We start from the raw sequence: 15,468 nt of genomic DNA, 5'->3' as shown, positions 1-15,468 counted from the left end.
CAGTTCGCCGGCGGTTTGCCTGCCGTTCGCCGAAGCCTCCGATAGGTTGCCGTTCGTGATCGACGGGCCCTCGCGCCGTACCATGCTCGCCGGAACCCTCGCCGGCCTCGCCCTGCCCACTTCCGCCGAGGCCGCGACCGGCCTGCCCCCGCGCCCCAACATCGTCGTGATCCTGGCCGACGACCTCGGCTGGGGCGAGATCGGCAGCCAGGGACAGCGCCTGATCAGCACGCCGAACCTCGACCGGCTGGCGGCCGAGGGCGTGCGCTTCGAGACCGCGTACTCGGGAGCGCCGCTCTGCGCGCCGTCACGCTGCGCCCTGCTCACCGGGCTGCACGCCGGCCACGGCACCGTACGCGAGAACCCGGAGGGCGGGCCGCAGCTCTCGCTCACCGACGCCGACCTCACCTTCGCCGAGCTGCTGCGGCTGTCCGGCTACCGCACGGCCTGCTTCGGCAAGTGGGGCTTCGGCCCGGAACGGCCAGGGCAGGCGTCCCATCCGAACGAGCGCGGCTTCGACGAGTTCTTCGGCTACATCACCCACGTCCACGCCCATCAGTACTTCCCCGAATACCTGTGGCACAACGGCGCCAAGGTGCGCCTCGACGGCGGGTCGTACGCGCCGGACCTGTTCCGCCGCCGGGCCGTCGAGTTCATCCGGCAGGCCGGCGACGACCCGTTCCTGCTCTACTTCCCCACCAACCTGCCGCACTCGCCGAGCGTCGTGCCCGGCGATGCGGGGCCGTACGAGAACCGCCCGTGGAGCGGCCCCAACCGGCGCCACGCCGCGCAGGTGGCCAGGCTCGACTCCGACGTGGCCACACTGGTGCGCGCGCTGCGCGAGGCGGGCGTCGCCGAGCGCACTCTCGTGCTGTTCACCGCCGACAACGGCCCCCACCACGAGAAGGGCGTGACGCCGGAGCTGTTCGACTCCAACGGGCCCTTACGCGGCGTCAAGCGCCAGTTGTACGAGGGCGGCATCCGCGTGCCGATGATCGCCTGGTCACCGCGGTTACGGCCGCGCGTGGTCGAGCAGCCGGTGGCGTCGTGGGACGTGCTGCCGACACTGGCCGACCTGGTCGGCGTGCCGGTGCCGGCCCACCTCGACGGCCTCTCCTTCCGCGGCCTGCTCACCGGCGACGGCGCGCCCAAGCACGACCACCTCGTGTGGAACCGGCCCCGTAAGATGCAGGCGATCCGCCGGGGCCGGTGGAAACTGCTCCGCTTCGCCCCGCACATCGCGGGCGCCGGGCCCGAGGGCCGGATCGAGCTGTACGACCTTTCCACCGACCCGGGGGAGAGCCGCGACCTGGCCGCCACCAGGGTCGAGCTGGCCGACGAGCTGACGGCCCTGCTCGACGACTCCATCGGCCCCGACCCGCGCATCCCGTACGGGCTGAAGACCGAGCTCACCGGCGGCCAGGTCGTGGTGACCCTGCACAACGGCTCGCCGGTGCCGTGGCGGAAGGTCCAGCTGAGCCTGAACGGCGTCCGGGCCCACCCCGTACCGCTGGTGGACCCGGGAACGGCGATCACCGTGGGCTTCCCGACCCCGGGCGCCGGCCGGATCACGGCCCGCGCCCGCTTCACATCGGACGGCCGGTCGCACGCCTTCCGCGTCAGGGCAGACGGCCGACGTGGGCGAGCGCCTGCTTCACCAACATCCCCTGCCCGCCGCCCATCTCCTGCTGTACCGCCGGAGACACCGCGTCCTCAGGCGTGAACCACTCAAAGTCAAGGGCGTCCTGCCGGGGGCGGCAGTCACCCGCGACCGGGACGATGTAGGCAAGCGAGACCGCGTGCTGCCGCGGATCGTGGTACGGGGTGACGCCGGGGGTGGGGAAGTATTCGGCCACGGTGAACGGCTGCGGCGAGGCGGGGATGCGGGGCAGCGCCACATGGCCGAGATCCTTCTCCAGGTGACGCAGGAGCGCGTCGCGGATCCGTTCGTGGTGGAGCACCCGCCCCGAGACCAGCGCCCGGCTGACCGTGCCGTCTGACAAGATGCGCAGCAGCAGGCCGACGCGGGTGACCACGCCGGTGTCGTCGACCCGCACCGGCACGGCGTCGACGTAGAGAATCGGCAGCTGGCCCCGCACCGATTCGAGTTCTTCCGGTGAGAGCCACCCAGGCGTGGTTTCGGTCTTTTCGGTCATCTGCCGATCGTACGTCCCCGGGTCTCGCGCCCGGGAATCTTCCTGCCGGCCAGCCAGGACGAGACGCAAGTGACGAGCACGATGCCGAAGAACGGCAGATAGGCGATGACTTTCCGCTTCATGTGATCTCCCTCGCCAGCCGCCTGCGCTGCTGCTGGACGGTGTACTTGGGGTCGTTCGCGGACTCCACGCCGGCATGGAAGATCCCGAACCGGGTGCATGCCGAACCGGCCAGCAGGGCGGCGCCCGCAGCCGCGGCCGCGAGCCTGCTGCGGCGGCCCGCGGTCATCCCGGCCAGCGCGCCCGCCAGCACCAGCACCTCGCCCGCGCGCAGCAGCCTGCTCCGCTTGAGCGGCTCGGCCAGCGGCCCGAGCCGCCGCTCCATCCGGACGGCGGCCACGCACTCGGCGGCCGCGCCCAGCAGCGCCGCCCGCCGGGCCGGGCCCGCCTCCGACGGCGGCGCGGCCAGCATCCCCAGCCCGCCCGCCGCGGCCGCGGCCGAGCCCGCGAACAGGAACGGCATCTCCCTGAACCCTTCGTGCCAGGCGGGCACGGCGGTGTCGCAGATCAGCGCGGCGGTGTACGTGGCCACCGCGGGCCCGGTCAGCGCCGCCCCGACCGTGGCGGCCCGCCCCAGGCGGGGGAAGCGCCCGGCCAGGTCGGCGGCGGCCGCGAACCCGGCCTGCGGCCCGTACGCGGTGAGGATCCAGGTGCCGACGCTCATGGGCGAGGTCACCTTGAACACCCGCAGCATGTTGAGGAACCGCTCGGGCCGGCCCAGGTCATGGATCAGCGAGTAGAGCGACCCGCCCAGCGCGCACACGGCCGCGACCTTGCCCGCCCTGGCCAGCCGGGGCCGGCCGGTGAGCTCGGCGGCGGCCGCCAGCGTGGACGACGCGCCGGCCAGGCCGCCGAGGAACAGATAGCCGGCGATGTCCTGTGCCTGCCAGGTCGGCTCGTTCAGCACCGGCAGCCCGTAGTAGGAGTCGAAGGTCGCCTGCGACGGCCTGAGCCGCTCGCGCCTGTGGCCCGCCGAGCCCGGCGTGGCCTCGCGCTCGGTACGCAGCTCGGCCGAGCCGTCCAAGCGCACGTCGGTCTGACTGGTCATCCCCGCCTCCTCCATACCGGCAGCCCCCATACAGGCGCTGTCGCCGCCACGCCGGCCAGCAGGGCGAGTGCCGCGACCCCTGCGTGCCGCCACATCGACGGCAGGTCCCTGGTGGTCACCACGGGGTCGGGCGGCAGCCCGTACACCTCGGGCTCGTCCAGCAGCAGGAAGAACGCACCCATCCCGCCCACCCCGTCGTCCGTGTCGTGCCCGTACAGGCGGGCGGACGTGACGCCCTCCTCGCGCACCTGGTCGAGCCGGCGCGCGGCCCGCTCGCGCAGCTCGTCCAGGTCCCCGAACTGGATCGAGTCCGTCGGGCACGTCTTGGCGCACGCCGGCTCCTGCCCGTCGCCCAGCCGGTCGTAGCACATCGTGCACTTGGCCGCGAGGCCGCTGCTCTCGCGCGTGCCGATCACGCCGAACGGGCAGGCGGGCACGCAGTAGCCGCATCCGTTGCAGATGTCCTCCTGCACCACGACCGTGCCGTACTCGCTGCGGAACAGCGACCCCGTCGGGCACACGTCCAGGCAGGCCGCCTCCGTGCAGTGCTTGCACACGTCGGAGGCCATCAGCCAGCGGAAGTCCATGTCGCCGACCCCGGGCTCCTGGTGGCCGAGCGGACGCCGCTGCTCGATGAACGCGACGTGCCGCCAGCTGTCGGCGCCCAGCCCCACGGTGTTGTCGTACGACATGCCGGTGAAGGTCAGTCCGTCCTCGGGGACGGCGTTCCACTCCTTGCAGGCGACCTCGCACGCCTTGCAGCCGATGCAGATGCTGGTGTCGGTGAAGAACCCCACGCGGCCCATCACGCCTCCGTCCCGGTGCCGGCCGTGACGCCGGCCCGCCGCTGGTAGGACCTGACCAGCTCCGGCAGCGCCGTGCCGCGTGGGCGCCGCCCCGGCCGGATGTCGGCCGCCAGGGCCTTGACCTCCTGGATGTGGGAGTTGGGGTCCAGCGAGATCGCCGACAGCTCGTTGGCCGCGTCGCCCTTGGCCAGGCCGTTGGGCCCGTAGTGGAACGGCAGCCCGATCTGGTGCAGCACCCGGCCGTCCAGGTGCAGCGACGGCATCCGGTCGGTGACCATGACCCTGGCCTCGATGGCGTTGCGCGCGGTGATGATCGTGGCCCAGTCGCCGTGCACGAGCCCGCGCTCGGCGGCCAGCTCGGGCGAGACCTCACAGAACATCTCCGGCTGCAGCTCCGCCAGGTACGGCGTGTGCCGGCTCATGCCGCCCGCCGTGAAGTGCTCGGTCAGCCGGTACGTCGTCACCACGTACGGGTAGACCGACGCCCCCGGCTCGTCGCCGCTCGGCTGATAGCGGTTGTCCTCGTGCGGGTAGACCTTGCGCGCCGGGTTGCGCTGATGACCGTAGAGCGGGTTGGCCACGGGCGAGTCCTGCGGCTCGTAGTGCGCCGGCAGCGGCCCGTCCACCACCCCGGACGGCGCGAACAACCAGCCCTTCCCGTCGGACTGCATGATGAACGGGTCGATCCCCGACAGCGCCGCCACGCCCTGCGCGTCCGGCGGCGGCCGGTAGCCGGGGCTCTTGCCCGCCTCGAAGTCCGGCACGTCGAAGCCGGTCCAGCGGCCCGCGCCGTCGTCCCACCAGACCAGTTTCTTGCGCTCGCTCCACGGGCTGCCGTCCGGCCTGGCCGAGGCCCGGTTGTAGAGGATGCGCCGGTTCGCCGGCCAGGCCCAGGCCCATTCGGCGGCGATCCAGTCCTGCTCGGTGTGCGGCTTGCGGCGGGCGGCCTGGTTGACGCCGTCGGCGTACACGCCGCAGTAGATCCAGCAACCGCACACGGTGGAGCCGTCGTCCTTGAGCTCGTGGTAGCCCGACAGCGGCCGCCGGCCGGAGTCCCAGCCGTTGATCTCGGCCAGCACCGCCGCGGCGGACGGCTCCTCCAGGGGACCCTCGACCGGGTAGTCCCAGGTGAGCTCCAGCAGCGGCGCGTCCATCGGGTCCGTCGAGCCCGCCAGCTTCTCTCTGATGATCCGCCCCAGGTGGTACATGAACCACAGGTCGCTGCGCGCGTCCCCGGTCGGCTCGACCGCCTGGTGGTGCCACTGGAGCAGCCGGTTGGTGTTGGTGAAGCTGCCGCTCTTCTCCGTGTGCGAGGCCGCGGGGAAGAAGAACACCTCGGTGCCGATGTCCTTCGTGGCCAGCTCGCCCGTCTCGATCTCCGGGCCGTCCTTCCACCAGGTGGCGCTCTCGATCAGGTTGAAGTCGCGTACGACCAGCCAGTCGAGCTCGGCCATGCCCAGGCGCTGCATCCTGGTGTTGGCCGAGCCCACCGCGGGGTTCTCGCCCAGCAGGATGTAGCCCTTGCAGGTGCCGTCGAGCTGCGCCAGCACCGTGTCGTACGTGCTGTGCGACCCCGTCAGCCTGGGCAGGTAGCCGAACCTGAAGTCGTTGTCCGGCTGGGCGGACTCGCCCCACCACGCCTTGAGCAGGCTGACCAGATAGGCGGGCATGTTCGCCCAGTAGCCGCGGTGCGGCGAGTCTGCTCGCAGGAACGTGTGCAGGCTCATGTGCTCGTGCGCGTGCGGCATCGGGATGTAGCCGGGCAGCAGGTTGAACAGCGTCGGCACGTCGCTGGAGCCCTGGATGCTGGCGTGCCCGCGCAGCGCCTGGATGCCGCCGCCGGGGCGGCCGATGTTGCCGAGCAGCAGCTGCAGGATGCTCGCCGTCCTGATGAACTGCGAGCCGTCGCTGTGCTGCGTCCAGCCCACCGCGTACACGAACTCCGAGGTCTTGTCGGGCCCAGAGTTCTCCGTCAGATGCCGGCACACCTGCATGAACAGCTCGCGCGGCACCCCGCACACCCGCTCGACCATCTCCGGCGTGTAGCGGGCGAAGTGGCGGCGCAGCACCTGCATGACGCAGCGCGGGTGGCGCAGCGTCTCGTCGCGCTCCGGCGTGCCGTCCATCGGCAGGCCGGTCGCGCCGGACATCTCGGGACGGCCGGGCGGCATCCTGTCCAACGGCCGGTCCCGATCGCCGGAGGCCGCGGCGACCGTCATCCCCTCGTACTGCCAGCTCTCGTCGTCGTACGTGCGGGACTCGGGGTCGAAGCCGGAGAAGACCCCGTCGAGGTCCTCGGCGTCGCGGTAGTCCTCCTTGAGCAGGGTGGCCGCGTTGGTGTAGTTGACCACGTACTCGTGGAAGTACAGGTCGTTCTCCAGCACGTGGTTGATGATCCCGCCGAGGAAGGCCACGTCGGAGCCCGCGCGGATCGGCACGTGCAGGTCGGCCAGCGCGCTCGTCCGGGTGAAGCGCGGGTCGACGTGGATGATCACCGCGCCGCGCGCCTTGGCCTCCATCACCCACTGGAAGCCCACCGGGTGCGCCTCGGCGAAGTTCGAGCCCTGGATGACCACGCAGTCGGAGTGCTGCAGGTCCTGCATGAACGTGGTGGCGCCGCCCCGGCCGAACGACGTGCCGAGCCCGACCACGGTCGAGCTGTGGCACACCCGGGCCTGGTTCTCGATCTGCACCACGCCGAGCGCGGTCAGCAGCTTCTTGATGAGGTAGTTCTCCTCATTGTCCAGCGTGGCGCCGCCGAGGCTGGCGATGCCCATGGTCCTGGCGGTGCGCTTGCCGTCCCTCTCCCACTCCCAGGTCCGCCGGCGCGTGTCGATGATCCGGTCGGCCACCATGTCCATGGCGGCGGCGAGGTCGATCTCCTGCCAGTCGATCGCGCCCGGCGGCCGGTAGAGCGCCTTGTACTGGCGGTTGGACGCCGTGGTGAGCTGCAGGCTGGCCGCGCCCTTGGGGCACAGCCGGCCGCGGCTGATGGGGGAGTCGGGGTCGCCCTCGATCTGGATGACCTTCTCATCCCGTACGTAGACGTTCTGGGCACAGCCCACCGCGCAGTACGGGCACACCGACTTGACGACCCGGTCGGCCGTGGCCGTGCGCGCCCGCAGCGCCGCCGTCCTGGCCGACTTCGCCGCCGCGCCCCGCCCCGTGCGGTCCTCGCCGGTCAGCTGCCGCAGCAGCGGCCACCCCAGTTTCATGACGCCCCCCAAGCCCCTGGCCGGGTTCCTGCCCTGCTGCCGGGAGGCGAAAACCCGCAGGTAGAAGGGGTCAGAACAGGCGCGCGGCGACCTCGTCCCAGGCGTGGGCGTCGCCGGACGGCTCATAGCGGCGCAGCGGCTGCGAGGAGGCGACCAGTGAGCGCATCTCCTCCAGATCGGACACGAGTCCCGCCGCCCGCGCCTGCACCAGCACGTTGCCGAAGGCGGTCGCCTCGGCGGGACCGGCCACCACCGGCAGCCCGCAGGCGTCGGCGGTGAGCCGGCACAGCAGCTCGTTACGCGACCCGCCGCCCACGAGGTGGACGACCTCGACGTCGCGCCCCGACAGCTCCATCGCCTGCCGCACCGCCCGCCGGTGCCCGAGCGCCAGGCTCTCCATCACGCACCGCACGTACGCGGCCGGGGACGACGGAGGCCGCTGGCCCGTGCGGCGGCACTCCGCGGCGATCCTGGCCGGCATGTCGCCCGGCGGCAGGAACACCGGCTCGTCCGGGTTGACCACGGCCGCGAACGGCCGCTCGCCCGCCGCCGCCTGCAGCAGCTCGGCCAGGTCGGAGCCCGGCCAGGCCCGCAGGCACTCTTGCAGCAGCCACAGCCCCATGACGTTGCGCAGGTAGCGGACGGTGCCGTCGATGCCCGCCTCGTTGGTGAAGTTCGCGGCCCGGCTCTCGGGGGTCAGCACAGGTCCCGGCAGCTCCACGCCGGCCAGTGACCACGTGCCGCACGAGATGTAGGCGAAGGCGGGTCCGGAGGCGGGAACGGCGGCCACGGCCGAGGCGGTGTCGTGTGAGCCCACCGCCCTGACGGGCGCCGACCAGCCGATCTCCGCGGCCACGTCCCGCCGCAGCCCGCCGAGCGCCTCCCCCGGCTGCCGCAGCGGCGGGAACAGCTCCGCGGGCAGTCCGAGCCGCTTGATCAGCGGCAACGCCCAGGACCTGGTGCGCACGTCGAGCAGCCCCGTCGTCGAGGCGTTCGTCACCTCGGCGCCCAGCTCGCCGGTGAGCCAGTAGCCGATCAGGTCGGGGATCAGCAACATCGTCGCCGCCCCGTCGAGCCGGTCGGCCAGCAACTGGTAGATCGTGTTGAACGGCAGCACCTGCAGCCCGGACACCTCGTACAGCGCCTCCGCGCCGACCGACCCGGCCACCTGCTCGGCCACCCCATGCGTGCGGTCGTCGCGGTAGTGCACGGGGTTGCCCAGCAGCGCGCCCGACTCGTCGAGCAGCCCGTAGTCCACCGCCCACGAGTCCACGCCGATGGACGACACCGGTCCGGCGTCGCGCAGTCCGGTGAGGATCTCCCGGTAGAGGCCGAGGACGTCCCAGTAGAGCCGGTCCACCAAGCGTACGGGGCCGTTCGGGAAGCGGTGGGCCTCGGTCAGCCGCAGGCCGTCGGAGAAGTCGGCCAGCATCACCCGGCCGCTGGAGGCACCGAGGTCGACGGCGGCGAAACGGCGGCTCATTGGGTGGACTCCCTGGCGACGAGCTCCGGCTGGAACATGATGTGCTGGTGCGCGTGCGTGTCCGGATTGTCGCACTCGTCCAGCAGTAGCTCGGTGGCGATCCGGCCGAGCTGGTACGTCGGCTGCCGCATCGAGCTGAGCGACACGGTGGAGGCGGCGGCGAAGTCGATGTCGTCGTACCCCATCAGCGCCACCTCCTCCGGCACCCGCACCCCGGACCGCAGCAGCGCGCGGAGCACGCCGAGCGCGAGCAGGTCGTTGGCGCAGAACACGGCCTCGGGCAGGCCGGCCGCGATCAGGTCGGCTGCCGCCTTCTCGCCCGCGCGGGCCGTCATCGTGGCGGTCTCGGCGACCCTCAGATCGTCGGGGTCGAGCCCGGCCGCCCGCATCGCGGCCTTCGCGCCCTCCCGGCGCTCCACGCACTGCCTGATCGTCAGCGGGCCCGTCACGTAGGCGACGCTGCGCGCGCCCTTGGCCAGCAGGTGCGTCACGGCGGCCCGGCCGCCCGCGACGTCGTCCACGGCGACCGCGCACTGGTCGGGCCGGTGCGCCGGATGGTCGACCAGCACCACGCTGATGCCGCGCTCGCGCAGCCGGTCGAGCCTGCCGGGGTCCTCGCCGGACGGGGTGATCAGCACGCCGCGCACCCGGTGCTCGGCCAGCACCCGCAGGTTGCGGTCCTCTTTGTCCTGCGAGCCCGCGGAGTTGCCCAGGATCACCGCGTAACCCAGCTCGCTGGCCACGTCCTCGACCCCGGCCGCGACCTCGGTGAAGAACGGGTTGCCGATGTCGATCACGCTCAGGCCGATCGTCCTGCTGTGCCCGGCGCGCAGCGTCGAGGCCGAGCCGTGGCGGACGAACCCCAGCTCGTTGATCGCCGCCTGCACGCGCTCCCGGGTGGCGGGGGCGACTTTGCCGGGCCGGTTCAGTACGTTGGAGACCGTGCCTGGGGACACGCCGGCGTACGCGGCGACGTCCTTGATGCTGACCAGGGCCATGAGGATCTATTAAAACGTACAAACGGTCTTTATGCCAGTCGAGGCGCCGGTGGACCGGCGGTTGGGGCCTGTCGCCGAGCACGTATCTGGGCCCCTGTTCGTAAAACGTTTGTATCTGGATGCGCACTCGTGCGCGGATCCCCTAGTTTCATAACGTTCGAGTAACGCCAGCATCACGGGTCACGCCTCGATTCGGGCCGCCTGCCTGGGCAATCACCCGTGTTGATCAGCGAGAACTCGCCCGCGGCGCCGTCAAAGGCCTTGTGCGACGCCGTTGAGGAACGTTTTAATCCCCCGTAAACGCAGGCGTAACACGCTGTGAGCGCTAACAGTAATTCGAAAGGCAGGTTTCATGCCGGACGTCATCGCCTACGGCGGGGACTGGAATCCAGAGCAGTGGCCCGAGGAGACGTGGGAGCAGGATGTCGCGCTCATGCGCGAGGCCGGCGTCAACCGGGTCAGCGTCGGCATCTTCTCCTGGTCGCTGCTCGAGCCGGCGGAGGGCGTGTTCGAGTTCGGCTGGCTCGACCGCGTGATGGACCTGCTGGCCGCGAACGGGATCAAGGCCAACCTGGCCACGCCGACCGCCGGCCCGCCGCCCTGGTTCGGTGACGCGTACCCGGAGGCGCTGCCGGTGGACGCCGACGGGCGGCGGCTGTACCACGGCAGCAGGCAGGGCTTCTGCCCGAGCTCGCCGATCTACCGCGAGAAGGCGCTGCGCGTCGCCGAGCAGGTGGCCACGCGCTACCACGACCACCCGGCCCTGGCCCTGTGGCACGTGCACAACGAGTACGGCTGCCACAACGCGCGCTGCTACTGCGACACCTCGGCCGCGGCCTTCCGCGCCTGGCTGCGTTCGCACTACTCCTCGCTCGACGATCTCAACGACGCGTGGGGGACCGCGTTCTGGTCCCAGCGCTACAGCGAGTGGTCCCAGATCCTGCCGCCGCGCGCCACCCCGACCTTCCCCAACCCGGGCCAGCAGCTCGACTTCCGCCGCTTCAGCTCCGACGCGCTGGTCGAGCTCTACATCGCCGAGCGCGACCTGCTCAAGAAGATCAGCCCCGACGTGCCGGCGACCACCAACCTGATGGCGGGCGCGCACTGGGACATGGACTGCTGGGCCTTCGCCGCCGAGATGGACGTGGTCTCCACCGACCACTACCTGATCGGCGCCCGCGCGGAGCCGCACATCGACCTGGCCTTCGCCGCCGACTACGCCCGCTCGCTCAACGGCGGCCGGCCGTGGCTGCTGATGGAGCACTCGACCAGCGCGGTCAACTGGCAGCCGCGCAACCTCGCCAAGACCCCCGGCGAGCTGCGCCGCAACTCCCTGTCCCACCTGGCCAGGGGAGCGGACGGGATCATGTTCTTCCAGTGGCGGGCCTCCCGCACGGGCGCGGAGAAGTGGCACTCGGCGATGCTGCCGCACGCGGGCACGAACACCAAGGTCTGGCGCGAGGTGACCGCGCTCGGCGCCGAGCTGGCCGGGCTCGCCGGCGTGGCGGGCAGCACGGTCGAGGCCGACGTCGCGATCCTCATCGACCACTCCAGCGTGTGGGCCCAGGACCACCCCGCGCAGCCCAGCTCCGAGATGGACCCGGTGGAGGAGGCCAAGCGCTGGCATGCCGCGCTCTGGCAGGCCGGCATCACCTGCGACCTGGCCCACCCCGAGGGCGACCTGACCGGCTACCGGCTGGTGCTGGTGCCCGCGCTGTACCTGGTGAGCGACGCGGGGGCGGCCAACCTCGCCCGGTTCGTGGAGCGGGGCGGGGTCGCGCTCGTGGGCCCGTACAGCGGGATCGTGGACGAGCACGACCGGGTGCGGCTCGGCGGCTACCCGGGCGCGTGGCGCGACCTCCTGGGCGTGACCGTCGAGGAGTTCTTCCCCCTGGACGGGCCGATCGAGCTGGCCTCGGGGTGGTCGGGGAGCGTGTGGAGCGAGGTGGCCCAGGCCACCGGAGCGAAGGTGCTCGACACGTACGCCACCGGGGAGCCCGCCTGGACCCGCAACGAGTGGGGTGAGGGGTTCGCGCACTACCTCACCACCAGGCTGGGCGACGACGGCCTGGCCGAGGTCATCGCCGCCGTCGCGGCCGAGGCCGGGGTAGGGCCCGCCGCCGACGCCCCCGCCGGGGTGGAGGTGGTACGGCGCTCGCACGCCGACGGCCGCTCCTACCTGTTCGCCATCAACCACACGAGCGAGGACGCGGTCGTGACGCCGCCCACGGGCGGCCCCGTCACGGTGGCGGCGGGCGACGTCCGCGTGATTCCCGCCTGACGCCGGTGGCGGTGGCCGCGGCCCGCCGCCACCGCCTCTGAGCCATCGGAGAGCGCTTCCCTTAGGGAAGCGGTACCACCGGTCATCCCCCAGTCTCCGCACGGAGGTGCAGTACACCATGTCCGAAATATCACGACGCGACGCGTTAAAGGGGTTAGCCGCGGCGGGAGCCGCCGTCCCGCTGGCCTCGGTGCTGGACTCGCCGGCCCTGGCGGGACTCGCCGTCCCCGACGTCACCCTGAGCTGGCTCGAGGACAGGCCCGCGGAGGTGCCCGGCACCACCTGGGGCGTGCCGTGGCCGAAGGGCGCGGTGGCCAAGGAGCAGGCGTTCGCGCTCACGGCGGCCGACGGCAGCGCCGTGCCGGTGCAGACATGGCCGCTGGCGTACTGGCCGGATGGGACGCTGAAGTGGACGGCCCACGCGCTCGGCCCCGAGGCGCCCGCGGCGGAGACGTACACGCTGCGGCCGGGGAGCGCGGCGGCCCCCGCCAAGCCGGTCACGGTCAAGAACGAGAAGCAGTACGTTGACGTGGACACCGGCGTCATCCGCGCCCGCGTACGCAAGAGCGGCAGCGAGCTGATCAGCCAGATCTGGCGCGGCGAGACCGAGATCGCCCGCAAGGGGCAGCTCGTCAGCCTCCGGCAGGGCAAGATCGACGACGGCGACGACCGTACCGTCGAGGTCGACTCCTACCTCAGCGACATCTCCAAGGTGGAGGTCGAGCAGTCGGGCCCGGTGCGCGCGGTCGTCCGGATCGAGGGCCGGCACACCTCGAAGAAGGGCAGGTCGTGGCTGCCGTTCGCGATCCGGCTCTACTTCTACGCCGGGGCGGAGAACGTGCGCATGACGCACACGTTCGTGTTCGACCGTGACGGGCAGCACGACTTCGTCGCCGGGCTGGGCGTGCGCTTCCACGTCCCGATGCGGGACGAGCCGTACAACCGGCACATCCGGTTCGTCGGCGACGGGCACGGCCTGCTCACCGAGGCCGTCAAGGGCATCACGGGGCTGCGCCGCGACCCGGGCCTGGCCGTGCGCAAGGCCCAGGTGGCGGGGCAGCGGCTGCCGGACATCGCCACCTGGGACACCCGTGTCAGCAGCCGCGTCCACCTCATCCCCGACTGGGGCGACTACACGCTCGCCCAGCTCTCCTCGGAGGGTTTCACGCTCAAGAAGCGCACCAAGAAGGGGTACGGCTGGGTCGCCGTCGACCAGGGCAAGCGGGCCTCCGGGTTCGGGTACGTCGGCGGGACGAGCGGCGGCCTCGCGTTCGGCATGCGCGACTTCTGGCAGCGGCACCCCACCCAGCTCGATGTCAGGGGGGCCGCCTCGGACGAGGCCGAGGTCACCGTCTGGCTCTGGTCGCCGGAGGCCGGGCCGATGGACACCCGCTTCTACCACGACGGCATGGGGCAGGACACATACCCGGAGCAGATCGAGGGCCTCAACATCACGTACGAGGACTACGAGCCGGGCTTCGGCACCCCGCTGGGCATCGCGCGCACCACGGAGCTGACGTTCTGGGCGCTGTCCGCCACCCCCGACGCCACCCGGCTCGGGGCGATGGCGGACGCCGTGCGGACGCCGCCGCTGATCGTCGCGCCACCCGCGCACCTGGCTGCGACCAGGGTGTTCGGCGGCCTGTTCAGCCCGGTCGACCGGTCGACGCCGCAGAAGAAGACCATCGAGGACCACCTCGACTTCCTCTTCGACTACTACAGGAAACAGGTCGAACAGCGTCACTGGTACGGCTTCTGGGACTACGGCGACATCATGCACACGTTCGACGAGGACCGGCACGTGTGGCGCTACGACGTCGGGGGCTACGCCTGGGACAACTCGGAGCTGTCGCCCGACCTGTGGCTCTGGTACGCGTACCTGCGCTCGGGGCGCTCCGACATCTTCAGGTTCGCCGAGGCGATGACCCGGCACACCGGCGAGGTCGACGTCTACCACCTCGGACCGTGGGCCGGGCTCGGCAGCAGGCACAACGTGCAGCACTGGGGGTGCAGCGCCAAGCAGCAGCGCATCTCGACCGCCGTCTACCGGCGCATCTTCTACTTCCTGACCGCTGACGAGCGCACCGGTGACCTCATGCGGGCGCTGGTGGACTCCGACAAGACGTTCCTGGCCATCGACCCGCTCCGCAAGATCCGCACGGAGCCGTACACGCCGGACCCGTCGGCCCTCGCGATCGGGCTGGGCACCGACTGGAGCGGCCTGGCCGCCGCCTGGCTGACCGAGTGGGAGCGCGGCGGGGACCCGGTGGCGGAGAAGAAGCTCAAGGCCACCATGCGGACCATCGCCGCGATGCCCAACGGCTTCGTCACGGGGGAGGGGCTCTACAACATCAACACCGGCGAGTTCGCCCCGGCGGCGCGCAAGGTGTCGGTGTCCCATCTCTCGGCCATGTTCGGCCAGGTCGAGATCTGCGCCGAGCTCATCGACCTCGTGGACATGCCCGGCTTCGAGCGGGCCTGGCTCCAGTACTGCCGCCTGTTCAACGCCACGAAGGCCGAGCAGGCCGCCGAGACGGGCGCCGACTTCGGCAACCTCATCCTCAAGCAGGGCCATTCCAGGCTGACGGCGTACGCGGCGGTCCGGCTCAAGCGCGACGACCTCGCGTCGCGGGCGTGGACGGAGTTCGCCACGGGGGACGGGTACGCGCCCACGCTGCCGTGGAAGTCGGAGAAGGTGGCCACGACGCTCAACCCGACGGACGAGGCGTCCTGGGTCTCGACCAACACCACGGCCCTGTACGGCCTGGCCGCCATCCAGAACCTCGCCCTCGTCGGCGACAAAGTCCCCACATGACCCCTCCGCCCCAGCCCCGCGGCCGTTCGACGGTGCCGCGCCGCTCCAACCCCGGCCGCCGCCGACGCGCCGCTGACGCCGGTCGCGCGTGGCACCGCGACGCGACGCTTCGGCCGGCCGCCACCTCGGCGGCCCCATGCCGATCGGCGCCGCCCCGTAGTGCCGCCCCGGGCGCCGTGCGCGTCGCGCCGGCCACCGCCGTACAACGTCCCGCCGACGCGGCGCCATCGCGGCGTGTGCCGCGGCCGTCCGGGCCGTGGCTCCAGCTGGTCGCCGGACGGTCGCCGGCACGCGATCTCAGTGCGCTGCTACTGCTCGGCCGTGGAGCGTCGTTCCGGCCCGGCGCTCCATCCGGCCCGGGTCGGGCTCGAGCTCCCGCCTCGGGCACCCTGCACGTGGCGCCGGCCACCGCCGCGCCACGCCCCGGAGACGCGCGTCGGCCATCGCCGCAGCACGTGCCGCATACGCGGTGCCGTGCGAGCAGCAAGGAAGGCGCGCTGGACGGCGGCGGGTGCGGTGCGGCCTCGGGGCGGTACGACGCGAAGATCGGGCATTAAAACGTGTCATCGTCGCACGGGGGGCGGCTCGGTTCGACGGGGGCCGAGA

General features: G+C 71.9%; 10 protein-coding genes. 3 read left to right on the top strand and 7 right to left on the bottom strand.

Annotated elements, in window-relative coordinates:
• Positions 1-55: 55 nt before the first annotated feature.
• Entirely contained in the window at positions 56-1,723 is a 1,668-nt protein-coding gene (locus ACQPWU_RS36115) for an arylsulfatase (protein ID WP_433429814.1), read from the top strand.
• On the opposite strand, the gene ACQPWU_RS36110 is transcribed toward ACQPWU_RS36115, so the two are convergent.
• The 7 genes from ACQPWU_RS36110 to ACQPWU_RS36080 all read right to left on the bottom strand — a co-directional run bounded on the left by ACQPWU_RS36110 (position 1,620) and on the right by ACQPWU_RS36080 (position 9,766).
• Entirely contained in the window at positions 1,620-2,156 is a 537-nt protein-coding gene (locus ACQPWU_RS36110; protein WP_433429812.1) for an NUDIX hydrolase family protein, read from the bottom strand. The two genes, ACQPWU_RS36115 and ACQPWU_RS36110, sit on opposite strands and share 104 nt — an antisense overlap.
• On the bottom strand, positions 2,153-2,278 hold the full coding sequence (locus tag ACQPWU_RS36105; RefSeq protein WP_433429810.1) for a hypothetical protein: 126 nt from the start codon (positions 2,276-2,278) through the stop codon (positions 2,153-2,155). Before ACQPWU_RS36105 ends, ACQPWU_RS36110 begins: the two co-directional genes overlap by 4 nt.
• Positions 2,275-3,264: an NrfD/PsrC family molybdoenzyme membrane anchor subunit gene (nrfD, locus tag ACQPWU_RS36100; protein ID WP_433429808.1), complete on the bottom strand. Its 990-nt coding sequence runs from the start codon at positions 3,262-3,264 to the stop codon at positions 2,275-2,277. Before nrfD ends, ACQPWU_RS36105 begins: the two co-directional genes overlap by 4 nt.
• Positions 3,261-4,070, bottom strand: coding sequence for a 4Fe-4S dicluster domain-containing protein (locus tag ACQPWU_RS36095; protein ID WP_433429807.1), 810 nt, complete (start codon positions 4,068-4,070; stop codon positions 3,261-3,263). The genes nrfD and ACQPWU_RS36095 overlap by 4 nt, the downstream gene beginning before the upstream one ends.
• Complete coding sequence (gene fdh / locus ACQPWU_RS36090) at positions 4,070-7,285, bottom strand: formate dehydrogenase (protein ID WP_433429805.1); 3,216 nt, start codon at positions 7,283-7,285, stop codon at positions 4,070-4,072. Before fdh ends, ACQPWU_RS36095 begins: the two co-directional genes overlap by 1 nt.
• A gap of 70 nt (positions 7,286-7,355) precedes the next feature.
• Positions 7,356-8,768 (bottom strand): rhamnulokinase, encoded by a 1,413-nt coding sequence (locus ACQPWU_RS36085; RefSeq protein ID WP_433429803.1) that lies wholly within the window; start codon positions 8,766-8,768, stop codon positions 7,356-7,358.
• Entirely contained in the window at positions 8,765-9,766 is a 1,002-nt protein-coding gene (locus ACQPWU_RS36080; protein WP_433429801.1) for a LacI family DNA-binding transcriptional regulator, read from the bottom strand. Before ACQPWU_RS36080 ends, ACQPWU_RS36085 begins: the two co-directional genes overlap by 4 nt.
• 352 nt (positions 9,767-10,118) lie before the next feature.
• On the opposite strand from ACQPWU_RS36080, the gene ACQPWU_RS36075 reads away from it, so the two are divergent.
• On the top strand, positions 10,119-12,047 hold the full coding sequence (locus ACQPWU_RS36075; protein WP_433429800.1) for a beta-galactosidase: 1,929 nt from the start codon (positions 10,119-10,121) through the stop codon (positions 12,045-12,047).
• A gap of 118 nt (positions 12,048-12,165) precedes the next feature.
• A complete protein-coding gene (locus ACQPWU_RS36070) occupies positions 12,166-14,862 on the top strand; it encodes a twin-arginine translocation signal domain-containing protein (RefSeq protein WP_433429798.1) in 2,697 nt (898 codons plus the stop codon).
• The last annotated feature ends 606 nt before the right edge of the window (positions 14,863-15,468 follow it).

This window comes from Nonomuraea sp. CA-141351, assembly GCF_050944675.1.
Lineage (GTDB): Bacteria > Actinomycetota > Actinomycetes > Streptosporangiales > Streptosporangiaceae > Nonomuraea.
Note: the sequence above shows the minus strand (reverse complement) of the source record. Positions and strands in the feature narration are given on the sequence as shown.